This window comes from Paraburkholderia dinghuensis (assembly GCF_003837865.1).
GTDB lineage: Bacteria > Pseudomonadota > Gammaproteobacteria > Burkholderiales > Burkholderiaceae > Paraburkholderia > Paraburkholderia dinghuensis.
In genome coordinates, this window is sequence record NZ_RQIS01000006.1 from 162420 (window position 1) to 186679 (window position 24260).

The 24260-nt window shown below is 61.7% G+C and carries 19 protein-coding genes; 10 read left to right on the forward strand and 9 right to left on the reverse strand.

What is annotated here, in order from left to right; all coding sequences use genetic code 11:
- Positions 1 to 4: 4 nt before the first annotated feature.
- Both D1Y85_RS10170 and D1Y85_RS10175 read left to right on the forward strand, forming a co-directional pair.
- Entirely contained in the window at positions 5 to 3229 is a 3225-nt protein-coding gene (locus D1Y85_RS10170) for an efflux RND transporter permease subunit (protein WP_124150922.1), read from the forward strand.
- 1 nt (position 3230) lies between these two features.
- Positions 3231 to 4760: an efflux transporter outer membrane subunit gene (locus D1Y85_RS10175; RefSeq protein WP_425466913.1), complete on the forward strand. Its 1530-nt coding sequence runs from the start codon at positions 3231 to 3233 to the stop codon at positions 4758 to 4760.
- Positions 4761 to 4844: 84 nt separating this feature from the next.
- On the opposite strand, the gene D1Y85_RS10180 is transcribed toward D1Y85_RS10175, so the two are convergent.
- From D1Y85_RS10180 to D1Y85_RS10210, 7 genes are all read right to left on the reverse strand, one after another.
- Positions 4845 to 5246, reverse strand: a complete 402-nt coding sequence (locus D1Y85_RS10180; RefSeq protein WP_246024856.1) for a potassium channel family protein — start codon at positions 5244 to 5246, stop codon at positions 4845 to 4847.
- A 42-nt stretch (positions 5247 to 5288) separates the two neighbouring features.
- Entirely contained in the window at positions 5289 to 6302 is a 1014-nt protein-coding gene (locus D1Y85_RS10185; RefSeq protein WP_124150923.1) for a DUF2955 domain-containing protein, read from the reverse strand.
- An 8-nt stretch (positions 6303 to 6310) separates the two neighbouring features.
- Positions 6311 to 7432 (reverse strand): HlyD family secretion protein, encoded by a 1122-nt coding sequence (locus D1Y85_RS10190; protein ID WP_124150924.1) that lies wholly within the window; start codon positions 7430 to 7432, stop codon positions 6311 to 6313.
- Positions 7429 to 8967 (reverse strand): efflux transporter outer membrane subunit, encoded by a 1539-nt coding sequence (locus D1Y85_RS10195; protein WP_124151055.1) that lies wholly within the window; start codon positions 8965 to 8967, stop codon positions 7429 to 7431. The genes D1Y85_RS10190 and D1Y85_RS10195 overlap by 4 nt, the downstream gene beginning before the upstream one ends.
- 30 nt (positions 8968 to 8997) lie before the next feature.
- Positions 8998 to 10107, reverse strand: a complete 1110-nt coding sequence (locus tag D1Y85_RS10200; RefSeq protein ID WP_124150925.1) for an AI-2E family transporter — start codon at positions 10105 to 10107, stop codon at positions 8998 to 9000.
- Positions 10108 to 10406: 299 nt separating this feature from the next.
- Positions 10407 to 11387, reverse strand: coding sequence for a hypothetical protein (locus tag D1Y85_RS10205; RefSeq protein ID WP_124150926.1), 981 nt, complete (start codon positions 11385 to 11387; stop codon positions 10407 to 10409).
- A 75-nt stretch (positions 11388 to 11462) separates the two neighbouring features.
- Entirely contained in the window at positions 11463 to 11735 is a 273-nt protein-coding gene (locus D1Y85_RS10210) for a hypothetical protein (protein WP_425466914.1), read from the reverse strand.
- 548 nt (positions 11736 to 12283) lie between these two features.
- On the opposite strand from D1Y85_RS10210, the gene D1Y85_RS10215 reads away from it, so the two are divergent.
- The 5 genes from D1Y85_RS10215 to D1Y85_RS10235 all read left to right on the forward strand — a co-directional run bounded on the left by D1Y85_RS10215 (position 12284) and on the right by D1Y85_RS10235 (position 18512).
- Positions 12284 to 14632 (forward strand): DUF3141 domain-containing protein, encoded by a 2349-nt coding sequence (locus D1Y85_RS10215; protein ID WP_124150928.1) that lies wholly within the window; start codon positions 12284 to 12286, stop codon positions 14630 to 14632.
- 38 nt (positions 14633 to 14670) lie between these two features.
- Entirely contained in the window at positions 14671 to 15609 is a 939-nt protein-coding gene (locus D1Y85_RS10220) for a phosphate acetyltransferase (RefSeq protein WP_124150929.1), read from the forward strand.
- A gap of 4 nt (positions 15610 to 15613) precedes the next feature.
- Positions 15614 to 16792: an acetate/propionate family kinase gene (locus D1Y85_RS10225; protein ID WP_124150930.1), complete on the forward strand. Its 1179-nt coding sequence runs from the start codon at positions 15614 to 15616 to the stop codon at positions 16790 to 16792.
- 122 nt (positions 16793 to 16914) lie between these two features.
- Positions 16915 to 17697, forward strand: a complete 783-nt coding sequence (gene fabI / locus D1Y85_RS10230) for an enoyl-ACP reductase FabI (protein WP_124150931.1) — start codon at positions 16915 to 16917, stop codon at positions 17695 to 17697.
- A gap of 62 nt (positions 17698 to 17759) precedes the next feature.
- Positions 17760 to 18512 (forward strand): TerC family protein, encoded by a 753-nt coding sequence (locus tag D1Y85_RS10235; RefSeq protein WP_124150932.1) that lies wholly within the window; start codon positions 17760 to 17762, stop codon positions 18510 to 18512.
- A 48-nt stretch (positions 18513 to 18560) separates the two neighbouring features.
- On the opposite strand, the gene D1Y85_RS10240 is transcribed toward D1Y85_RS10235, so the two are convergent.
- Positions 18561 to 18953, reverse strand: a complete 393-nt coding sequence (locus tag D1Y85_RS10240) for a hypothetical protein (protein ID WP_124150933.1) — start codon at positions 18951 to 18953, stop codon at positions 18561 to 18563.
- Positions 18954 to 19342: 389 nt separating this feature from the next.
- Between D1Y85_RS10240 and D1Y85_RS10245 the strand changes: the two genes are divergently transcribed.
- Positions 19343 to 21094: a SulP family inorganic anion transporter gene (locus D1Y85_RS10245; RefSeq protein WP_124150934.1), complete on the forward strand. Its 1752-nt coding sequence runs from the start codon at positions 19343 to 19345 to the stop codon at positions 21092 to 21094.
- Between the two features lie 32 nt (positions 21095 to 21126).
- Positions 21127 to 21807 carry a VIT1/CCC1 transporter family protein gene (locus D1Y85_RS10250; RefSeq protein WP_124150935.1) on the forward strand — a complete coding sequence of 227 codons (681 nt, stop codon included), beginning with the start codon at positions 21127 to 21129 and terminating at the stop codon, positions 21805 to 21807.
- A 76-nt stretch (positions 21808 to 21883) separates the two neighbouring features.
- Here D1Y85_RS10250 and hpnJ read toward each other — a convergent pair whose 3' ends face one another.
- The gene (gene hpnJ, locus D1Y85_RS10255) at positions 21884 to 23305 is read right to left on the reverse strand and encodes a hopanoid biosynthesis associated radical SAM protein HpnJ (protein ID WP_124150936.1); all 1422 of its coding nucleotides are present in this window, start codon (positions 23303 to 23305) and stop codon (positions 21884 to 21886) included.
- Positions 23306 to 23838: 533 nt separating this feature from the next.
- On the opposite strand from hpnJ, the gene D1Y85_RS10260 reads away from it, so the two are divergent.
- The gene (locus D1Y85_RS10260; RefSeq protein ID WP_124150937.1) at positions 23839 to 24180 is read left to right on the forward strand and encodes a hypothetical protein; all 342 of its coding nucleotides are present in this window, start codon (positions 23839 to 23841) and stop codon (positions 24178 to 24180) included.
- The last annotated feature ends 80 nt before the right edge of the window (positions 24181 to 24260 follow it).

The window sequence follows — 24260 nt, forward strand, 5'->3', positions numbered from 1 at the left end:
GGCGATGAGCATCTCCCACTTTTGCATCGACCGACCGATTTTCGCTTCGGTCATCTCCATCGTCATCACGCTGGGCGGCACGCTGACCATGCTGTCGTTGCCGGTCGCGCAATACCCGGACATCACGCCGCCACAGATCACGATCAGCGCAACGTATCCGGGGGCGAGCGCAGAAGTGGTCGCCAACAACGTGGCCGCGCCGATCGAGCAGCAGGTCAACGGCGCGGACAACATGATTTACATGAACTCATCGAGTTCATCGACCGGGAACCTGACGATCAACGCCTTCTTCGAGATTGGCACCAACCCGCAGCTCGCGCAGGTCGACGTGCAGAACCGTGTCAATCTCGCGCTGCCCCAGTTGCCGCAATCCGTTCAGGCGCAGGGCGTTCAGGTGCAGAAAAAGTCGTCGGCGTTCATGATGGTGATCGCGATCTATTCGCCGGACGAGCGCTACGACGCTACGTATATCGCGAACTACGCGAACATCTATGTGCTCGATGCGCTCAAGCGGATACCGGGCGCGAACCAGTCGAGCATCTTCGGCACGCCGGACTACGCGATGCGCATCTGGCTCAAGCCTGACCGGATGGCGCAACTGGGGATCACGGTAGCCGATGTGCAAAGCGCCGTGCAGAACCAGAATCAGCAGTTCGCGGTGGGGCGCATCGGGCAGTCGCCGACGGGCTCGCCAGTCGAGCAGTCGTTTGCCGTGACGACCACCGGACGGCTTGCCCAGCCGTCCGAGTTCGACGACATCATCCTGCGCGCGGCCAGCGAGGGCGCGGCGATCGTGCGGCTGCGGGACGTGGGCAGGGCGGAGCTCGGGCAGAAGGACTATTCGATCCGCAGCCGGTTCCAGGGTAAGCCGGCCACCATCATCGCGGTCTTCCAGCAGCCGGGCGCGAATGCACTCGACGTGTCGAGACAGGTCCAAGCCACGCTGGCCGAAATGAAGAAGTCGTTCCCTGAAGGCCTCGACTACCGGATCGCGATGGATACGACCGAGTTCACACGCGCCTCGATCTCGGACGTCGTTCACACCTTCTTCGAAGCGCTGGTGCTGGTCGTCATTGTCGTGTTCGTTTTTCTGCAAAGCTTGCGCGCGACACTGATTCCGATTCTGGCCGTGCCGGTGTCGATCGTCGGCACCGCCATGGGCATGGCGCTGCTCGGGTTTTCGATCAACATGCTGACGCTATTCGGCATGGTGCTGGCGATCGGCATCGTGGTCGACGACGCCATTGTCGTGATCGAAAATGTCGAGCGCAACATAACGGTCCACAAGCTCAACCCGAAAGACGCGGCCAAGCGTGCGATGGACGAGGTGGCCGGGCCAGTCGTCGCTATCGTGCTCGTGCTGTGCGCGGTGTTCGTTCCGGTCGCTTTCGTGAGCGGGATCACCGGGCAGCTATACAAGCAGTTCGCGATCACCATCGCCATCTCCGTCGTGATATCGGGCCTCGTCGCGCTCACTTTGTCGCCCGCGCTCGCTGCGATATTGCTCAAGAGCACCCATCACGAAAAGAAAGGCTTCTTCCGCTGGTTCGAGAATGCATTTGTTCGCATGACCAAGGGCTATATCAACGTGGTCAAGCTCGTCATGCGGCGCTGGGTGCTCGCGCTTTTACTGTTCGGGGGCATGATCGCGCTCACGGTCGTGATGATGAGGATCATTCCCTCCGCCTTTCTTCCGCCGGAGGATCAGGGGTACCTGCTCGGCGCGATAGTCATGCCCGACGCCGCAAGCCTCGACCGCACGGCAGCGGTGTCGGATCGGGTGGCCGAGTACTTCATGAAGCAGGATGGCGTGAGCGGTATTGCAACCGTCGACGGTTACAGCCTGCTCGACGTGCAGAACAAGAACAACGCCAGCACGTTCTTCGTCGGGCTCAAGAGTTTCGATGAACGTTATGCGCGAGGTAATGCCGCCACGCAAAATGCGCATACTATGCTGGTCAACGCCTACAAGGCGCTGTCGGTCATCAAGGAGGGGCTCGTCATTCCGGTCAACCCGCCTTCGATTCCCGGTCTCGGCACCACGGGCGGCACCGAGGTATGGATTCAGAGCAAAGGCGACGCGACCATCGCGCAACTCGGTGAGGTGGTCCGCCAGTTCATCGCGCGGGCGCGGCAACGGCCCGAACTCGCCCGTATCACGACCACGTTCAATCCGAACTCGCGGCAACTGCTCGTCGATGTCGACCGCGAACGTGCGGAAACGCTCGGCGTGCCGGTGGAAGATGTGTACAGCGCGATGCAGACTATGTTCGGTTCGCTTTATGTGTCGCAGTTCAATCGTTCGAGCCGGCTATGGCAGGTGATCCTGCAGGCCGATCCGTCTACCCGGCTGAAACCCGACGATCTCGACCGCATCTACGTGCGCAGCAGGACCAATACGATGGTGCCGTTGCGTGCCGTGGCGACTTACCGGTACGTGACGGGACCGGACCTTCTCACGCGCTTCAACAACTTCCCCGCGGTCCTTGTGACGGCCAACGCAGCACCCGGATTCAGTTCCGGGCAGGCCATCGCCGCGCTCGAGGACATCGCGGCGCAGATGCCGAACGGGTTTGGTGTTGCGTGGAGCGGCGAGGCCTATGAAGCACGCAAATCGGGTGGAACGTCAGGCTCCGTGTTCATCTTCGGCCTCGTGATGGTCTTCCTGATTCTCGCGGCGCAGTACGAAAAATGGTCTCTGCCGGTCGGCGTGCTGATGGCGGTGCCGTTCGCGATTTTCGGCGCATTGCTCGCCATCCTGATGCGAGGCCTTCAAAACGACATTTACTTCCAGATCGGGCTCACGATGCTGGTTGCGCTAGCGGCGAAGAACGCAATTCTTATCTTCGAGTTCGCGGTGATGAACCGGGAGGGGGGCGCCACGGTGCACGACGCCACGATCGTTGCGTCGGAAGAGCGGCTGAGGCCGATCGTCATGACCTCGCTCGCCTTTATTCTCGGCTGCGTGCCGCTGGCCATCGCCGTGGGTGCCTCGGCCAACAGCCGTCACTCGATCGGAACCGGCGTGATCGGCGGGATGCTCGGCGCGACCGCGATCGCCGTGTTCTTCATCCCGATGTTCTACTACCTGCTCGAAACGATGTCGTCTCGTTCGAGCAAGAGTGCCGCGAAGCCGGACAAGGGCGGCGACGCCTCAGGCACCGGTGGTCAGGCCGGCGCGGCGGGGGCGCCGAATGAAACGCCTTCCGCGCCGCGCGAGGATGATTGAGATGCATGCATTCCCCCACGCGTGCGCTCCTTTGTCGGCCATGACGCGGCGGCTCGCGCCGTTGCTGGCATTCGCCCTCAGCGCTTGTCTGCCGGGCCCGGAATACGTGCGGCCAAACGTCGATGTGCCCGCGACCTACCGGTTCGCAAGCGCCGAAGTGGCCGATGTGGCCAATACGCTATGGTGGCAGCAGTTCCAGGAGCCGGTACTGGATGATCTGATCAGCACGGCGCTTGAACACAATCGCGACGTGAAGATCGCCGCAGCCCGCATCGACGAATTTGTCGCGCAGTTGCAGATTACGCGTTCCGCGTTCTTCCCGCAGGTGAGCGCCGGCTTCGACGCGTCGCGCCAGCGCGTGTCGGGTGCCAGCGGCATTCCGCTGCCCAAGAGTGTCGATCCTGTCTACAACCTGTTTTCGCCGACGCTTGCCGCGTCGATGAACATCGACCTCTTCGGGCACACGCGCCGCCTGACCGAGGCCGCGCGCGCCCAACTCGCCGCGACCGAGGAGGGGCGGCGCGACACCATCCTCACCCTGGTCGCTTCGGTGGCGGTTTCGTACATCAATCTGCGAAGCCTCGACCGGCAGCTCGATATCGCGCAGGCAACGGCAACGAGTCGCGCCGAGGCGGTGCGCGTGTTCTCGCTGCGTTTCCAGCACGGGGAAGTGTCGGAGATGGAGCTGGCGCAAAGCCAGTCCGAGTACGAGGCCACACTCGCGACCATCCCCCAGATCGAGATGCAGATTGCCCAGCAGGAGGACGCGCTGTCCGTGCTGCTCGCGCAGAATCCCGGCCCGATCCCGCGTGGGCGCGAACTGCAGGAGATCGCGTTGCCGGCCGTTCCCGCAGGTGTGCCATCGGACTTGCTGGTCCGGCGTCCGGATCTGCTGGAGGCGGAACAGAACCTGATCGCGGAAAATGCGCAGATCGGGGCGGCGCGCGCGCTGTACTTTCCGACCATTTCGGTGTCGGGGCTGATCGGTGCGGCCAGTACCGTGTTTTCAAGCCTGCTCACCGGACCGGCCTATATCTGGTCGGTGGGCGGATCGATCGTGCAGCCGATTTTCACCGGCGGCAACATCACCGGGCAGGTCCATCTGGCCGAAGCGCGGGAGCAGGAAGCGCTCTATACGTATCTCGAGACCGTCCAGACGGCTTTCCAGCAAGTCGACGATTCGCTGATCGCGCTGCAGAAGAGTCAGGGGCAACTCGCTGCTCAGGGCAGGCAGGTCGATGCCTTGACGACCTATGCGCGGCTCGCGCGCAAGCGCTATGAGGGCGGCTATACGAGCTATATCGAGGTACTCGATGCAGAGCGGAGTCTCTTCAACGCGCAGCTCAGCTATACGCAAACCCAGGCGGCCGAGCTGACCTATTACGTCACCCTCTACAAGGCAATGGGCGGAGGATGGGTGACGCAGGCAGAGCACATGACGATGCCAGCGCCGCCGACTCCCGCATCGGCACCCCAGGCGCCGCAAGCGCAGGTTCACGGAGCGGATATCGCGAGCGCCGCGCTTCGATAGCAGCGCACGGATTGAAGTCATCGTTTCGCGCGATAGCTGACCGGATCATTGCGAGGCGGACCACCAAGCGCGGTGAACGTGCATTCAGTCAGTCTCCCGCTCACTCCTCTTCTGTTCGATTGCACGCTGCGCGGCCTCCTGCACACCCCGAACGGCCGCGGCAACCGTCAATCCTGTCATCACGAGGCCGACCAGACCCAGCGCAACGGCATCGAACCGCCCGAACGTCGAAGTCGGCACGATATCGCCGTACCCGATGGTGAGAGCGGTGATCGCGCAAAAGTACACGGTCTCGCCCCACGGCGAAGGTGTCCGGTTCGCCGTTTCGACGGCGCCGCCGAAGTAGCACATTCCGATCGTCAGCAGAACGAATAGCACGATAAGCCCGATCAGGATCGCACGCAGATGCCAGAGGGTCCTGCCCATTTCCCGCAGGATGTCGCCAGCGTTCAGGCGGATAGCAGCGTCGTCCTTTGCAGCGTTCATTGCACACACCTCGTTGATGGAGCATCAGCGCCGAGCGGAGCATCAGCCTGCGCCTCGACGTTGTTCGAAGATCAGGAGCATCAGGCAGGCGTAGACCGTGACAGCCAGAAAGAGCCCCATTCGCACCGCAAATGCCGTGTACACATCCTTGCCGGCCACGCTGTCCTGCACCGACTGCCCAAGCAGGATGATCATGGTGACGAGGCTGTTCAGCCAGAATCCGGGCGAGTAACGCGTCGGGCTGATGCGATACAGCTTGCGTCCCACCAGCAGACCGAACAGCAGCATCCACAGAAAAAACATCCACACGTGCACAAAGAGCCTGAGTGCGAACCAGAACGCGATCGCGAGCAGGCCGCCCAGCAGCGTGGAGCCGATCAGATCGCGCGCCGCATGGCGGGCCGTCGTGGTGCAGCTCTGCCTGCCAAGGCTCACGGACTTCATGATGATCGGCATGTAGCTGGCCGGATCGGTCATCGCTAGCAGGTACGCCGGCATCACCACGAGCGCGGCGCGCAGCGCAATACGCGTCGCTTGTGCGTCGGGCATCGTCGGCGCGGCAGGTGCTTGCCGCGCGGCAGGCGGCTCGGGAAACAGGCCGTGAGTCAGGGCCGATACCAACGTGGCAAGCAAAAGTCCCTTCGCCAGTGCACCGACGACGGTCGCGGCCAATTGAAAGTCGCTCGTCCCCGCTGCGGAGATCATCGTCAGACCCGCAACCAGAAATGTGGCGACCAGATTGTTCCCGCCGCGCAGGCCGTAACGAAAGGCGAAATAAAGCATGAGGCCGACGATCAGCACGCCGCCGAACGCGTAGTGACGAAGCAGCGGAACAAGCAGCAAGCCGCTGCCTGTGGTCAATGCCACGACCAGCACGAGCACCATGCCGGTCTTGAGCGACAGCGGCCGCGTTTGCGTCGCGAGAAGAAAGACGGCGAACACCGGCGCGACGACGGGAATCGGGAAGTCCAGCGCGAAACTGATCGCGAGGCAGAGCGCGGTCCCCGTGGCAAGACGCAGCGAACGGCGACCGGTCACCTGGAGCCTGTTGTCCATGGACGTGGTCAGTAAACGTACGAGAGCCAGCTCATCACGCGGAAGAACACGCGCCCGAGCGGATTGAGCGGATTGGGCTGAGTCGGAAACGCCATCACCTCTGCCTGCCCGCCCACGCGCATGTTGCGCAGACGTTCGCGCTCGCGCGGGTCGAACTCGACGATCACGGGAAAGCGTTGAGCGGGCCGCAGCCAGTCGCGGCTGTTTTGCACGGTGGGCAGACTGCCCGGCGGCGTGCTCTGGCCCGTGCTCACGCCGTAGCCGATACTGCGAATCCGCCCGTCGAAGACATGGCCCGGCAGCGCGTCCAGCGAGATTTCCACCGGCGTGCCGGGCTGGAGATGGCCGAGATTGTTCTCGGTCATGTCGGCGCTGATCCAGACGTCGCGGATCGCAATCAGCGTCATCACCGGGCTGCCTGCCGCCGCGAACTGGCCGACTTCCGTACGCAGATCGGTGATGACCCCACCCGAGCCGGCCACGATCCGCGTGTCGGCCAGATCGAGTTCTGCCTTCTTCACGGCGGCGGCCGCGCTGCGCAACTGCGCGTTCTCCGCTTCGTTGCCGCCTTGTTGTTCCCGCGCGCGCTCCACTTCGGCACGCGCGGCCTCGACCTGGCTCTGGGCCTGCTCATACGTGGCTCGCGCGACCTCGATGCGTCGCAGTGAGACCGTGCCTTCGTCTTCGCGGTATAGCCGTTCCAGGCGCTCGCTATCCTGGCGCGCCTTGACCTCGTTCGCGATTGCCGCCCGCAGCGATGCGAGCGCCGAATCAATGCCCGCAGTGCTGGCGCCGACCTGTCGGCGTGTGGACTCGTAATCGGCCCGCGCACGAACGGCGGCTATCTGGTATTGCTCGTTATCGACTTCGAATAGCACGTCACCCGCGTTGACCTCCTGATTGTTGTGCACGAGAACGCGCGTTACACGTCCCGATACTTCCGCGGCGACAGGCACGACGTAGGCCTGCACGCGCGCCTGTTGCGTGTACGGCGTAAAGCGGTCGGCGAGCAGATACCAGACCAGGCTCACGACGATCAGCCACACGATCCACTTCACCGCCTTGCTCGACGGATCGGTGGCGGGTGCCGGAGCCGGCGCTGTATTCGAGGGTTCGGGTGTATCGCTCATGGGGACGCACCTTGCGGGCGGGCGGCAGCGCTGGATGGAGCGCTCGCATCGTCGAGCAGGTCACCCCAGTCGGTGCGTTGCCGCATCTGCTTGCGTGTCGCGTCGTCGACTAGCGACTGCTCCGTGTACCAGCCGCCCCCGAGTGACTTGTAAAGGGCGACCAGACTGCCTACGGCGTTGCTGCGGTTGACGATGTAGGCGTCCTGCTGGGTGAACAGGGCGCGCTGGGCATCGAGCACACGCTGGAAGTCCGAATACCCTTCGCGGTAGATCGTATTGGCGAGCGTGAGGGAGCGCCGCGCGGCCGCTTGAGCGTCGTTCAGAATGGTTTCGCGCTGCAACGCGGCGATCAGCGCAGTGGCGGCGTCATCGGCCTCGCGAGCCGCCTCGCGCACGGTGTTCTGGTAAGCGACCGTCAACTGTTGCAGCCGGGCGTCCTGCACGCGCACGTTGTTCGTGATCCTGCCGTGATCGAGCACGTTCCAGGTCACGCTAGGGCCGATTGCAATGCCCAGCGTGTTCGGTGAACCCGCGAGTGAACTCGCGCTCCAGGAAAGCGAACCCAGCAACGACACGGACGGATAAAAATCGGCCTTCGCCACGCCGATGAGTGCCGACTGCGCGGCCATTTGATACTCGGCGGCGCGAACGTCGGGACGCCGCAATAGCAGATCGGCTGGCACGTTCTGCAGCACGGCGCGGTCCACCAACGGGACGACGCCTTCTTTGCCGGGCTGCACGTCGAGTTCCGGCAGCGGGCCGGGCGGCTGGCCCGTCAGCACGGACAGCCCGTGGCGCGAAAGTTCGATCTGGCTCTCGAGATCGGGGATGCTGCTGAGCGTTCCGAGGTACTGCGTTTTCGCCTGCTGAAGGTCCAGTTCATCGGTCTCGCCGCTCTTGAACAGTTTTTCCGTGATCTCGTAGCTGCGCTTTTGCAGCTGTGCGTTTTCGCGCGCGATACGCAGCCTGGCCTCTGCCGTGCGCAGCGCGAAATACGTATCGGCGATCTGCGCGTGCAACAGAACAAGCGTGGCATCGCGGTTGGCTTGCGCGGCGAAGAATGCGGCATCGGCGGACTCGATGGCGCGGGCGAAACGCCCCCAGAAGTCGAGTTCCCAGCCGACGCTGAAACCCGCGCCATACTGCAGGTAGGCCCCCGAACGCGGGTCGAATCCATCGGAGCGCTTGCGGGCCGAGGCGAGCACGTCGGCGTTGACCTGCTGCACCTGCGGGTAGCGCCCGGCGAGCGCGATACCGAGCTGGGCGCGGGCCTCGATAACGCGCAGACCGGCAATCTTCAGGTCGCCGTTGTTGGCATCGGCAACGGCAATCAGATGTTCGAGATTCTGGTCGCCGAATATCAGCCACCATTGGCGGAGATCAGGCTCTGCTGTCTGCTGCGTGACCTGATTGATCGATGCGCTGCTCCAGTGTTCGCTCCACGCTTCGTGCTGTGGCTGAAAGTCCGGTCCCACACGCATGCACCCGCTCAGGCAACCTGCGCCGAGCAGCATCGCCGTCGTGAATGGGCGCATGGCAGGCAACACGGCTCCGCACCTGCAGCTTCAAGGCTGCTTCTGTTCCTGAACCTGGTCGGACTGAAGCTTTGGCGGGTCTTTCACCCATCGCCAGAAGAGCTGGTAACCGACCGACAGCATCACGGGACCGATGAACAGACCAATGACACCACCCGTCACCATGCCTCCGAGCGCACCGATCAGCACAACGGGCATTGGCACCGCCACGCCACGCCCCAGCAGCAATGGCTTGAGCACGTTGTCCGCGAGACCCGCGATGAATACATAGATGGAGAAGATGATCGTCGCCGTGCTCACGCCCTCGGTAACGATCACGAAGATGATGACGGGTACGGTAATCAGCGTAGCGGGCAGTTGCATGATGCCGATGAGCAGGACGGCGAGGGCAAGCAGGCCTGCACCGGGAATGCCCATGATGATGAACGCGACGCCGATCAACAGCATCTGGATGAACGCGATACCGACGACGCCCTGGGCCACGGCGCGAATGGTGGCCGTGCACAGATCGGTGATCTGGTTGCCGTTCTCCGTGCCGAAGATGCGCGAGGCGATCTGCACAGCGCTGCCGTGCCCCTTCTCGCCGAACGCCATCAGAATGCCCGCGACGATCAAGGCGGCGAAGAATACGAGCAGTCCGGCGCCCAGACCGGTGACCGTTCCCAGCAGAGCGCGACCCACGTCCTTGAGTTGCGGCGCGAACTTCTGCGCAAAGCTGACGAGGTCCGTCGAGGCCTGGAGCCAGCCGTCATACACACGTTTGCCAACCAGCGGCCAGTTCGCAACCGATTCGGCGGGCGGTGGAATCTGAAAGCTGCCGCTCTTGACGACGGCCATCCCGTTCTCCAGCGAGTCGGCGAGCGCAACGCCCAGCATATAGGTCGGCCCGAGAACGACAACGAAGGCGACGAGCACGATCAGCGTGGCAGTCAGACCGTCCTTGTTGCCGAGCGTTCGGCGAAGCATGACCTGAAGCGGATAGAGCGTGATAGCGAGAATCAGCGCCCACACCATCAGGTTAAGGAACGGAACGAAAATCCGGTAACAAAAGACAGCCAGCACAGCAACGAGCCCGGCGCGAATCAGGACATCGAGTAATCCTCTGGACAAAACCCGTTGTTCGTTCGGTGTTAGCAGCATGAGTTTTTCTCCTGCCAGGTCGTCTCGAGAATCGTCAGTGACACAAAAATGCAGCGATGGTGCCCCTGAACGGTGCCGTTCGTGCCATGGTTAGCCTTGCCTGTTCCGTTAGCGGCCTTTACAGACATGTGCTGCCGGGCAAATGCGGCACGCCCGATCGTGGCCACAGCGGCCGTTGCGAGGAACTGATGTGGGGATTGTTGCCTTGCTCTAGAGACAGCGATTCTTCACTATCGGATTGGGTCCGGATAGCGTCAATTGGACTTTGGTCTCATATCGTTGCGCGCGTCACGCGCGAATCAAAAGCTGATCGCAAACCCGAACGACACGCCGTGCACATTGTGTCCGAACACGTATCGCACCATCGCCCGTGTGCGGGTGATGATGATGGGGTAGCGGCTGCTGTCGAGTTCGAGGCCCACGCCTAGCGACGTGAGGTCATTGAATCCCAGCACCCCCGCGCTGTCGCCAAAGTAGTGGGAGTAGGCGGCTTCGAGAACATAGCGGATCGGCCGGTCGAGCGCGTGCCAGCCGGTAGGCGCGCGCCAGCGTGTCCACAGGCTGATTTGTTGCGCCGTGGCCGAACCCTGAACTGCCTCCGACGAGCTTCCAAAGCTGCGCAGGTAGATATCGGTCGCGCGCAGTTCAGCGTCGATTTCATAGTTCTCGCGGTAGTGCTCGTAATCGAGCATCAGCGAGCCGCCATAGCCATACGCGTTCAGCACGCCATTCTCGAGAAACTGGAGGTTGCTGTCGGTGACGTGATTGAAGAGCGTCTGTCCCACCCGCAGATCGCTGGCGACACGCCCAATCGTGCCGTTCAGGATCGGGCGGAACGCGAGTTCGTCCGTGATCCGGAAATCCCAGCCGATGCCGACCGTACTGCTGACGGTATTCCATCGGGTCGGTACCGATCGCTGCTGGGCGCCATCCGTCGCAATGAAAACCGGATCGTAACGGCTATAGGCAATCGTGCCTTCCAGATACAACGGAAAGGTCCTGCTGAGCGTGAAGCCGCCGCCCAACTGTGACTGACCGAAGCCCGGATTCCCGCTGAGGCTGTTATTGACCGACAGGTTACTGGTCGTGACGTCAGGGACGGTCGTGTAGGTCATGATGGCGAGCACGGCGTCGGCGTGCTGCTTCACATTGCCGCCAATGACGGTGTTGGGCGACAACAGGCCAGGCACGACCTGAGCATTCGACTGGCAAGGTAGCAGGACCGCGAGAAAGCAGGCACATATCCATACCCGTGCTGATTTATCCGATCTACCACGCATGAAGCACTCCTTTTGTTGGAGCATCGTTCATTCCCGGTTGTAGTCGGCCAACTGGAAAACGCCAGGGTGCAGCGATCAATATTTGATGTCACGTGCCGTCTGACGACCCTGCTGCTTGGTTTGTCGCTTGTCCTGCCGGCATTGCGAGTTGCTGGTCTGGTTAGCGGCGCGGCATTCCTGTTTGGTGTTACGCGAGCCCTGACGCGTTTCCTGGCGGACGTCGCGGCCTGCGCGACGTTGTTGCGCCTGTTCAGTGGCCGTTGCATCGCCGAACGACGCTGCCAGAAGCAGCGCCGCGATCGTAACGATGAGCCCACGGGTGCGTGCAGCCATGATGCGATCTCCCATCAAAGTGCGAGTCTGAAGAGGTCGAAGTCCAAACGTCGTGCGTTCGCTCGCTGATACCGCATACGACGTCGCGAGTATGTTAGCGCTGGAGAAACTGTGGCATCGACCTGTTCGGCGTTGAAGCACTGGAAAACGAGCGTGCGTGCGCTTCGCCAACAAGATATTGGTTCCCGACATCGCGTTGAAGTCCGTCCGCTCGCCGGTTCCTCAGCGTGTGCCGGCACCACATAACCGTATCCCACCTCGATCGCACCTTGAAAATACGACTTTGGTCTCATTGTGCGGTTGCACAATGGCCGACATACTCCGCCTGACCGAAGCGCTAATAGCAGCGCGAAGTCGGGACGCTCCGACCGGACATGTGTTCGACACATGTTGGGACGAGAATCGGCTCGGCAAACTGGCCGCCGGTACCCCGACACACAGGACAGCGATCACGCCCCCCGCGGTTCGTACGCCCATGCCCACACGAATCGCCGTCGCCGGGTTGCAGCTGCAACCGCTATCACGTCCTGGTCGCCCATCATTCTGATTACGAGGCTGACTCTATGGACGCAGCAACTCAGCTTGCACGCAGCCAGGAAATCGGTGAAAAAATCTCGCTCGTCCTCAGCAAACGGACGAGAGGTGCGCAGGAGCACTTCAGGGAACGCGTGACCAAGGCGCTGAATGGCAATGGCGAGGGCGCGACTGGCGCCGCGGCGCTGCCTGCGATGATGGCATCGTTCACGCCGTGGAACGCATGGAGCTACGCGCTCGACGCGGCGCAACGCACGCTGCTCTTCTGGGACACGCTGCATGCGCGCGGCAACGAATTCGTCGAACGCACCGCTCAAGGGCTTAAGCCGGTGCTTCACTTCGACTACGAGACGGTGCTCGACGGCCGCACGTTCGAGCGGCCGGTCAATTACGCGCTCCTCAAGATCAGGCCGCCCGAAGGCGTGAGCGTTGATCCGAAAAAGCGTCCGGTCATGATCATCGACCCGCGAGCCGGACACGGCCCCGGCATCGGCGGCTTCAAGGACGACTCGCAGGTAGGCGTTGCGCTTCGCGCCGGACACCCGGTCTATTTTGTGGTGTTCTTCCAGAATCCCGAACCGGGCCAGACGCTGCCGGACGTCTGCGCGGCCGAGCAGATTTTCGTCAAGAAGGTCCGCTCGCTGCATCCGGACAGCCCGAAGCCGGCCATCGTCGGCAACTGCCAGGGCGGCTGGGCCGCGATGATGCTGGGGACGTCGGATCCCGACGACACCGGCCCGATCGTCATCAACGGCGCGCCGATGTCGTACTGGAGCGGCGCGTGGAGCGAGGGTGAAGGTGACAACCCGATGCGCTACGTCGGCGGCATTCTGGGCGGCACGTGGCTCTCTTCGTTCGCCTCCGATCTCGGTAACGGCAAGTTCGACGGCGCGCACCTTGTCCAGAACTTCGAGTACCTGAACCCGGCCAATACGTACTGGGACAAGTACCACCACCTCTACGCGAACATCGACACCGAGCCGCCGCGTTTCCTGGAGTTCGAGCGCTGGTGGGGCGGGTACTACCTGATGAATCGCGAAGAGATCGAGTGGATCACGCGCAACCTGTTCGTCGGCAACAAGCTGTGGACAGGCGAGGTCAAGGGGCCCGACGGCAAGGGCTTCGATCTGCGCGAACTGCGCTCGCCGATCATCCTGTTCGCCTCGCTCGGCGACAACATCACTCCCCCGCAACAGGCATTCAACTGGGTCGCGGATATCTACGGAAGCACTGAAGAGATCAAGGCGCGCGGGCAGGTGATCGTCGGCCTCACGCACCAGGACGTTGGCCACCTTGGCATATTCGTGTCCGGCAGGGTAGCGAAGAAGGAGCACAAGCAGATCATCTCCGTGCTGGATCACATCGAGAGCCTGCCCGCCGGGCTCTACGGCATGGAAATCACCGAGCAGAAGGACGCACAGGGCACGCCCATCTACGACGTCGAGTTCCGCGAGTACCGGCTCGAGGAAGTCGCGGAGCGCTTCAACCGTTTCAAGCGCGAGGACGAGAAACCGTTCCAGGCGGTCGAGGAGATCTCCGAATTTAATCAGCATGCCTATGAATTACTGGCGCAGCCAGTCGTCCAGGCGACATCGAACGAAACGACGGCGAGTCTCCTGCGGGAATTTCATCCGCTGCGTTTCGAGCGCTGGAGTGTGTCGGACCTCAACCCGTGGCTCGCGTGGCTGCCGGGAGCGGCCGATGCAACGCGCGCGCACCGCCAGGCCGTCGACAAAGACAACCCATGGCTCAAGATCGAGCAGATGGGCTCCGAGATCGTGAGCGCATCGCTTGACTACTACCGCGCGATGCGCGACGCGACTACGGAATCGACCTTCTTTGGCATCTACGCGAACATGTTCTCGATGTATCTCGCGGACCGTCAATCTGGGCAAAAACGCGCGACACATCAACCGGTGGGCGACGTGCGCGATCAGCCGTTCGTGAAGGAGGCGCTAGCATCGATCGGCGAAGGCGGCTATATCGAAGCGATTGCGCGTTCGGCCGCGCTGCTTGCGCGCAAGGGTGAGCCGCTGCCGATCGCGCGCCTCGCGATGCGCGGCGAACTGGCGAAGGCTTACTCGGAGTATCTGCCGACCTCACTGCCCGCCGACCAGTGGCGCCGCGTTCGGGGCGAGCAGGAACTCATCGCGAGCTTCGAGCCGGACCAGGCCATCGACACGCTTCCGCTGCTTCTCGCCGAGCGCGTCGACCGCGAGCGGCTGCTCGCGCTGCTCGACAAACTGCTTGCCGACGAGCGAGTGCAAAGTGCGAAGCCAACGCCCGGGCAACTGGCGACGCTCGAACGCATTCGTGGCGTGCTCGCAGCGGAACCTGCACCTGCGCGCGGCGCTGTCGCGGCGCGAACGGGCTCGTAGTCGCTCACACCTTTCCTGCGCATCAAAGGGAGATGCTGATGGAAGCGAAGCACGCGAAGTATCAGCGGCTGATCGAGACCAGCCGGGCATTACCGCCGCTGCGCACTGCTGTTGTTCACCCGTGCGACCAGAGTTCGCTGCAGGGTGCTGTCGAGGCCGCGCAGATGGGGCTGATCGCCCCGATCCTGGTCGGCCCGAAGGAGCGTATAGAAGCCGTGGCGGCGCAGCACGGGATCGCAATCGCCGGCTATCCGGTCGTCGATGCGCCGTTCAGCGAGGAGTCCGCGGCGAAAGCCGTGCAGATCGTGCGCGAGGGCGCGGCCGAGGCCTTGATGAAAGGCAGCCTCCACACCGACGAACTGATGGGCGCGGTGGTGAAGCGCGACATGGGCCTGCGCACCGCACGGCGGCTTTCCCACTGCTTCGTGATGGATGTGCCTGAGCATGACCAGGCGCTCATCATCACCGACGCGGCCATCAATATCGCGCCGACGCTCGAGGAGAAAGCGGACATCCTGCAAAACGCGATCGATCTCGCCCACGCACTGCAGGTTCCCGAAGTCCGCGTCGCGATCCTCTCGGCGATGGAAACCGTCAACCCGAAGGTGCCGTCCACGGTGGAGGCTGCCGCGCTGTGCAAGATGGTGGACCGCCACCAGATCACCGGGGCGTTCGTCGACGGGCCGCTCGCGCTCGACAACGCGATCGACCTCAAGGCCGCGCAGATCAAGCAGATCGATTCCCCCGTCGCAGGACGGGCCAACGTCCTGCTGGTCCCCGACCTCGAGGCCGGCAACATGCTCGCAAAGAGCCTGTCTTTTCTCGCCGGAGCCGACGCGGCTGGCATCGTGCTCGGCGCGCGGGTGCCGATCATCCTCACGAGCCGCGCCGACTCCGTCATGACGCGGCTCGCTTCGTGCGCGGTGGCGGCGCTTGTCGCCCGCGCGCGCCGCGAAAGCAGCAAGGCGATCAGGTGATGCAATGGCCGATCTCATCCTGGTTTTGAACGCCGGCTCGTCGAGCCTCAAGTACTGCGCATACGACGCGCAAAGTACCGCGCTGCTCGTGCACGGACAGATCGAGGGGCTCTATACCGCGCCGCACTTCACAGCCATAGGCAGTGGCGGAGGCGTTGAGGAGAAGACGTGGGGGGAGGGCATCGAGCTAGGGCATGCCGGCGCGATCGAGTATCTCGGCGAATTCTTGCGCAGCCACAGCGAGGGGCACGAGCTTGTCGCGGTGGGGCATCGCGTCGTGCATGGCGGGCAGGTGTTCGCACGTCCCACACTCGTCACGCCCGCTGTCGTGGACGAGCTGGAAAAGCTGGTTCCTCTCGCGCCGCTGCATCAGCCGCACAACCTGAAACCGATTCGCATCCTCGGCGAGCGCAATCCCGGCATCCCGCAGGTGGCCTGCTTCGATACCGCCTTTCACCGTGCGCAGCCGGAGCTCGCGCAAAGCTATGCGCTGCCGCGCTCCATCACGGAGCGGGGTGTGCGCCGCTACGGCTTTCACGGTTTGTCGTACGAATACATTGCTGGCGTCCTGCCGCAGTTCGATCCGCGCGCCGCGGCGGGCCGGACTGTCGTCGCGCACCTCGGTAATGGAGCGAGCATGTGCGCGATCGCCGCTGGCAAGAGCGTCGCGAGCACCATGGGTTTCACCGCCGTCGATGGACTCCCGATGGGCACGCGCAGCGGCAATCTGGACCCGGGCGTGATTCTCTATCTGCTCGACGAGCTAAAAATGGACGCTCGGGAAATCGAGGCACTGATCTATCGACAATCCGGACTCCTGGGTGTCTCCGGCATATCCAGCGACATGCGCGCGCTGCTCGCGAGCGATGACGCACACGCGCGTTTCGCAATCGACCTCTACACCTACCGGATCGGGCGCGAACTAGGCTCGCTCGCTGCGGCGATGGAGGGTATCGACGCGCTCGTTTTTACCGCCGGTATCGGCGAGCATGCGCATGCGATACGCGAACGCGTCGTGCGCCACGCCGGATGGCTTGGCGCCGAGCTCGACCCGGTCGCGAACGAGGCCGGCGGCCCAAAGATCAGCTCTCCCGCCAGCAAGGTATCGGTATGGGTGATCCCGACCAATGAGGAACTGATGATTGCGCGCCATACGCGCGAAGCGATCTCGCCAACGCGCTGACTGTGCGCAATATCAACGCGGTTATCGTGATGGCGGGAAAGCTGGCGATAGACGCTACCGAAGCGCAACTGGACATTCCCGACACCGTGCCGGAATTGAATCTGGATTGAGAGAGTGAAACCATGACAGTCGATCAGATCAGCCCAATCCTCGCAGGTGCGAAAGCCCTCGTCACTGGTATCGCGAACGAGCATTCGATCGCCTATGGCTGTGCCAAGGCGTTCAAGCAGGTCGGCGCAGAAGTCGCCATCACTTACGCCAACGAAAAAGCGAAGGCCTGGGTCGAGCCGATTGCCAAAGAACTGGAGGCACCGGTATTCATGCCCTACGACGCGACCAGCGAAGGTGACCTCGAGGCCGTGTTCGAGCGCATTGAACAGGTGTGGGGGAGCCTCGACATTCTGGTTCATTCGATTGCCTTCGCGCCGAAGGATGACCTGCAAGGCGGCCTGCTCAATTGTTCGAGCAAGGGCTTCGGAATCGCCATGGACATTTCGTGCCACTCGTTCGTGCGGATGGCGCGCCTTGCCGCGCCGCTGATGAAAAATGGCGGTACGATGCTGACCATGAGCTATTACGGCGCGAACAAAGTGGTGACGAACTACAACGTCATGGGGCCGGTGAAGGCAGCACTCGAAGCCTGCGCGCGCTATCTCGCGTACGAACTCGGGCCGCAGCGCATCCGCGTGCACGCGATTTCGCCGGGCCCCCTGAAAACCCGTGCAGCGTCTGGCCTGAAGGACTTCGACTTGCTGCTCAATGAGGCCGCGCAGCGCGCGCCGCTCGGGGAACTCGTGGACATCATGGACGTAGGCTATACATGCGCGTTTCTCGCGACGCCGTATGCGCGCCGCGTTTCCGGCGAGACGCTGTATATTGATGGTGGCGTTAACATCATGGCGTAGTCTGCGGGAACCGTGCGATCGCAGAATATATCTCTCCGCTGCCCAGAACCGATCACGTGCACATGGACAACCTCGTTGCGCTCTTTTTCGACCCCGCGGCCTGGGCTGCGCTGGTGACACTTGTGGCCATGGAGGTCGTGCTCGGCATCGACAATCTCGTCTTCATTGCTGTCCTCAGCAACAAGCTGCCGCCCGAGAAGCGAGTAAGGACCCAGCGGATCGGTATCGGGCTCGCCCTCGTATTGCGCCTTTTGTTGCTCGGCACCATTGCATGGATCACACGATTGACCCAGCCCGCGTTCTCGCTGTTTGATCATGCCTTTTCGTGGCGCGATGTCGTTCTGATGGGCGGGGGACTTTTCCTGGTCTGGAAAGCGACGAAGGAAATTCATCACAACGTCTCGCAGTCCGACGAAGAAGAATCGACAGGCGAAACGCTGGTCGGCCTGACGGCGAGAGCAGCGATTATTCAGATCTTGATGCTCGACCTGGTGTTCTCCGTCGACAGCATCGTGACCGCGGTCGGCATGACCAGTCATCTGGCCATCATGTACATCGCGGTGATCGTGGCTGTCGCAGCGATGCTTTTCGCGGCGGGCCCTCTGACGCGATTTATCGACCACAATCCGACGATCATCGTGCTGGCGCTAAGTTTTCTTCTGGTGATCGGTATGACGCTGATCGCTGAAGGGTTCGGCACTCACGTTCCAAAAGGCTACATCTACGCGGCGATGGCGTTCTCCGCGTTCGTTGAAGGCATGAACATGCTGGCGCGACGCGCGAGGCATAACCGTCGTCTCAAACAGGTTGTCTGACCCAACGAACAGGCGTCAGGCACGAGAGTCCAGTAGTCGTGCTGCGGATCACTGCTGCGCTGGCTTACTGCCTTCGCACTCGGCGGGCATGCTGCCTTTGCCGCTATTCTTCAGCGTCAGTGTGAGTCGACTTCCCCGGTTTGCGGTGATGATATTGCCGTAACTGACGGTCGGGACGAATTGAATGTCCGGTGCAACGGCTATCGGAGGGGTCTTCGAACCGTCCACGGTCAGGTCCAGTTCCACGGTGATCGAGTCGAAAGCAACGCCCTGGCCCTGTCCTCGTGCCGCCTCATCTTTTTTGAAATCGCAAAGTCCTGCCAGGACAGTCCGCAAAGCGGTGGATATGTCGACTGGTTTTCCGGGCGGAATGGGTGGCGTGTTGCAGCCCGCCACCACAAAAGGCAAGGCAATCAGGAATGGAGAGAGAAGGGTACGCATTCAGTTCTCCTGCTGAGTCTCGTACGAGAGTCCGTGTGTCCTGATGGCGTCAACGTTGGGGATGACGCCGGGTACTCGATGGAAGAACATTAGCAGCATGACCTTCCGATGCTCTTGCCGAACACGCGATGACCCTTCTGAGTCTAGGACACGCACGGGAAAGGAACAACGTCTCTTCGACAGATCGGCGACGTTGCCAGCGGATAGGACCAAGGTCCGATTTCATGCCGATGCTTAATGTGGTCTTGTCGTGAGAGTTGGGATCGGTTCGAACGGCCGTTCAAACCATCGTAGCCATCGGTGCATGCGGGGCTTCATTAACAGAAAGAGCGAGAACCCTCATTCACCTGATGGACCCTTCCCGACCAACCGTCGGGAGGACGAGCGCGATGACCGAAAAGCAGTTCCCCGCTGGAGGCTGGCGCACGATACTGGCCGCATCTCAATGGGTGACGCATTACAGGCTGCAGTGGCTTTCGTCCGATCTCGTGGCCGGGGTGACGCTTGCCGCCTACGGCATTCCCGTCTCGCTAGCGTATGCAACACTCGCTGGGTTGCCGGCTCAATACGGCATCTACTGCTATCTGGTCGGAGGAATCTTCTACGCGCTGTTCGGTTCGTCGCGCCAGTTGGCGATCGGCCCCACGTCGGCCATCTCGATGCTCGTCAGCGCGACGGTGGTGGACATGGCAGGCGGCGATCCTGAGCGGTTCGCGTCCATCGCCTCGTTGACAGCGATACTGATCGCAGCCATGTGCCTGCTGGGGTGGATCCTGCGGCTAAGCTCGCTCGTCAACTTCATCAGCGAAACGATTCTGCTTGGATTCAAGGCCGGAGCGGCGCTGACGATCGCGCTGACTCAATTGCCGAAGCTGTTTGGCGTCAAAGGAGGCGGCGAGCAGTTCTACGAACGTATCGCGATTCTGGTCCGGCAGCTTCCCGACACGCATCTTGTCGTGCTGGCGTTCGGGCTCGGCGCGCTGGCGCTGCTGCTCCTCGGCGAGAAATTCTTGCCGGGGCGCCCGGTCGCCTTGTTTGTGGTGGCGCTCTCCATCGTTCTGCTGTCGGTGACACCGCTGGGCGGGATGGGATTCACGGTCGTCGGCGCCTTGCCCCGTGGCCTGCCCGATTTTCATGTGCCTTCACTCCATGTCCGGGACGTCGATGGCATCGTTCCGCTTGCATTCGCATGCCTGCTGTTGTCGTACGTGGAAAGCGTATCGGCGGCACGCGCGATCGCGCAAAAGAACGGATATGAAATCGACCCTCGTCAAGAGCTATTGGGGCTCGGCGCGGCGAATCTCGCAGCGGGTGTCTTTCACGGGTACCCGGTGGCGGGCGGTTTGTCGCAATCGTCAGTCAACGACAAGGCAGGCGCCAGGACCCCGCTCGCACTGGTATTCGCGTCGATCACCATCGGCCTGTGCCTGATGTTTCTCACTGGCCTGCTGAGCAACCTGCCCAACGTCGTACTGGCGGCCATCGTGCTGATAGCGGTGAAGGGCCTCGTTGATATTCGCGAGTTGCGTCACGTCTGGCATGCCAGCCGTCAAGAGTTTCTGGTGTCGATGGTCGCCTTTATCGCCGTACTGCTGCTGGGCATTCTCAAAGGGGTGATTTTCGCGGTGCTCGCATCGATGCTTCTTTTAATCGTGCGCGCCGCGCATCCGCATGTGGCGATCCTTGGACGCATTCCGGGAACGCATCGGTATTCGGACACGGAGCGCCATCCCGACAATGAGTCGATACCCGGCGTACTGATGTTCCGCGTAGAGGCTTCGCTGCTTTACTTCAATGCAGATCACGTGCGAGCGACGATACGGGCGGCAATCCGGTCGGCAACGAGCCCCGTCAAGCTGGTGATAGTCGATCTGTCCAATTCCCCGGCGGTGGACATGGCAGGAGCCCGGATGCTGGCCACCTTGCATGCCGACCTCGCCAAGGCGGGAGGGAATTTGCGGATCGTAGCCGCGCATGGCAGCGTGCGCGATATGCTGCGCGCGGAAGGACTGGATCAGCAGGTCGGCGATATCAGCCGCCGGGTCTCGGTGGATGACGTCATCGAAACGCATTTACGCAATGTCGACTTGAAGGTCGCGAGATCGGAAGATCGCATGCCGAAAACACGGCCCGGTAGCTGAATGTCGGGTTATCAACCTTGAGGCGAGGTCATATGAACACCACCATGCAAGCCCCGCAAGACAAGCCAGAGACGCGCGGCAAGATACTCAACACCGTCGATCGCGTGTCCGAACTGTGTTTTGGTCTGTTCATGGCCCTGACGTTCGTCGGCGCGGTCAAGGCAGTCAACCCCGGCGCAGACGCAGGGTACAAGATGTTCCTCACCGCACTCGGATGCAATCTTGCATGGGGCCTCGCGGACGCCGTGATGTATCTCGTGCGCACACTCGCCGATCGAGGACAGCGCCTGACACTCGTACAGACCATACAGCGGGAGCAGGATCAGGCAGTCGGCGTGCGTGCCTTGCGCGAGGCATTACCAGACAAGCTTGAGCCGCTAGTCGAAGACGCTGACCTCGAGCCAATTCGCACGCGCCTCGCTGCCGTGTCGACGCTGCCGCCTCGCGCGAAATACATGTTCGACGACTTCGTCGGCGCGCTGGGCATTTTTCTGCTTGTTGTCCTCGGCACCTTTCCGGTCGCGCTGCCGTTTCTTTTCGTGCTGGATCTCAAGACGGCACTCATCGCATCACGTGTGCTCACACTCGTGATGCTCTTCATCGCGGGCTATGCGCTGGGGCGCTACAGTGGGGCGGGTGCGATGAAAGCTGGATTAACGATGGTCGCGCTCGGCGTTCTTCTGACGATGGCCATCATTGCGCTGGGGGGGTAATCGACGTCGACCGCCGACTGCGCGAAAACCAGCGCACGTCGTTGCCGCTGTATGCGACAACAACGTGCGCCGAACTTCATGCCTTGCGGGCCCGAAGAAATTTGAAGAACTCCACGCCTTCCTGCAGGCGCCGTCTCATCATTTCCCAGCTCACCAACATCTCGCGGACAATTTCCCAGATCTTCGACGGTCGGAAATAAAAGCGCTTGTAGAATTCCTCGACGCCACGATAGATCTCGTCGCGCGACAGATGCGGATAACCGATAGCCGCAGCCTGAGTGCCGGCTTCATTGACGAGGGTGATGACCTTGCCGTCGTTCAGCCATCCATTCTCGACAGCCTGCTTGTGAAGGACCGTACCCGGATAAGGCGCCGCGAGTGACACCTGGATCGTGTGCGGGTTGATCTCTTGCGCGTACTGGATCGTCTTCTGGATCGTTTCGTGCGTCTCGCCGGGAAGTCCAAGAATGAACGTACCGTGGATCTTGATTCCAAGCTTGCGGCAATCCTCGCTGAACTGGCGAGCCATATCGGTCCGCAATCCCTTTTTCACGTTCACGAGGATCTGGTCGTCGCCGGACTCGTAGCCGACGAGCAACAGCCGCAACCCGTTGTCCTTCATCACCTTGAGGGTTGAATAAGGCACGTTCGCCTTCGCGTTGCACGACCACGTCACGCCCAGCTTGCCAAGGCCGCGCGCGATCTCTTCGGCTCGCGGCCGGAGGTCGGTGAAGGTATCGTCATCGAACATGATCTCCTTGATCTCGGGCATGTTGTCCCGGATCCATTTCACTTCTTCGATGACGTTCTCGACCGAACGTGTGCGATAGCGGTGGCCGCCGACCGTGTGCGGCCAGAGACAGAAGGTGCACCTGGATTTGCAGCCTCGGCCCGTGTAGAGCGATACATAGGGATGCTTGAGGTAGCCGCTGAAATAATTCTTCGACGTCAGGTCGCGCTTGTAAATGGGCGCGACGAACGGCAACTGGTCCATGTCTTCGAGAATGGGCCGGGCTTCGTTGTGCGTGATCGAGCCATCGGGCAGACGATAGCTGAGACCGAGAATCGACTCGAACGGAAGACCCTGCGCGATCTCGCGACACGTGAAGTCGAATTCTTCCCGGCACACGAAATCGAGCGCATCGCTCGCGGTCAGTGAGCCGTGAGGATCGACGGCTACCTTTGCACCGATCATCCCGATGAGGATCGACGCTTTACGTTGTTTCAAATGTTCGGCGAATCGAACATCACTGGAGAAGGACGGGGAGCTCGTATGAATGATGACCAGTTCGTATTCCTGGGCAATATCGAGCGTGGTGTCCAGCGAGAGACCGTCTGCGGGAGCATCCACGAGGCGGCTACCCTCGACCAGTGCTGCGGGCTGGGCGAGCCACGTCGGATACCAGAACGATTTGATCTCACGCTTCGTCTGGAACCGTGAGCCCGCTCCGCCATCGAAACCGTCATAGGAAGGTGCCTGCAGAAACAACGTTTTCATGAATGCCCTCGAAAAAATAGTCATCCCGATATGGATCGGTGAACTGCTGGAACTCGCCATGTTTCGGCGATGTTCGCGAATTGTTTCAATGCCTTCAAAAAATTGACACGTGCTGCATAGCGACTGTGGACGCCGTCCTTTCCTGTGTCATCAGAAACTAAAGACGATCAAGGATACTACGTCTTGCCGCTTCGACTTTGCGAAAAAATTGGCCTTTAATCTGTTGACCATTACAAAAATATTACGTTTGACGTCCACAATCGCGTCGATCTCAAGCAGATATTCCGCTTTCCGATTCACGCATTTAAGCACGCACTACAGACCGAACTATGTGCAGCGTTCATTTTCATCGGCAACTCTTTCTGTGCTATATCTGCGGTGAATTCGTAGCAGCGTTCGCCTTGCTCGGCACGAGCGTGCGCAAATGCGCTTGAATCCGTCTGCCGGAGAAACCGATCCGGAACGGGCAATGACAGTCAAGACGCGTATTCGCGCGTTCGCAGCGCTCAATGCTCCAAAGCGGGAGGCGATGTATGGCGCCAGATCACAGCAATGCGACCGGTGTGCCTGTTGGCGATGGCCAGCACATCAGCCCGGCGGAATTCCTGCTGATGGCAGGCTTTCTTGCATACCGGGCACCACGGGCGGAGGTCGATGCGCGAGCAGCGGCCCGACGCGTTCTGGATGCTGTTCTCGGGGTGGCGACAGCGCACGGATTTGCCGATTCGGACGCTCTCGAATCGATGATGGCGAGCGCAGAAAAATCTACGCGCGTGTGGAGGCTAGCGGAGCAGGCCATCGCTGCCGTCGGCGATACGGCCGCTTACCTGCAGGTGCTTCGCTGCGCAGGCGTAACGCTGGAAGTGGACGCTTGATCGCAGCCGTTGGCGCGAGTCGCGGCTTGTCAACTTGATGCAATGGGGCCGAGTCCGGAAGTGCGGTTGCTGCGTTGCCG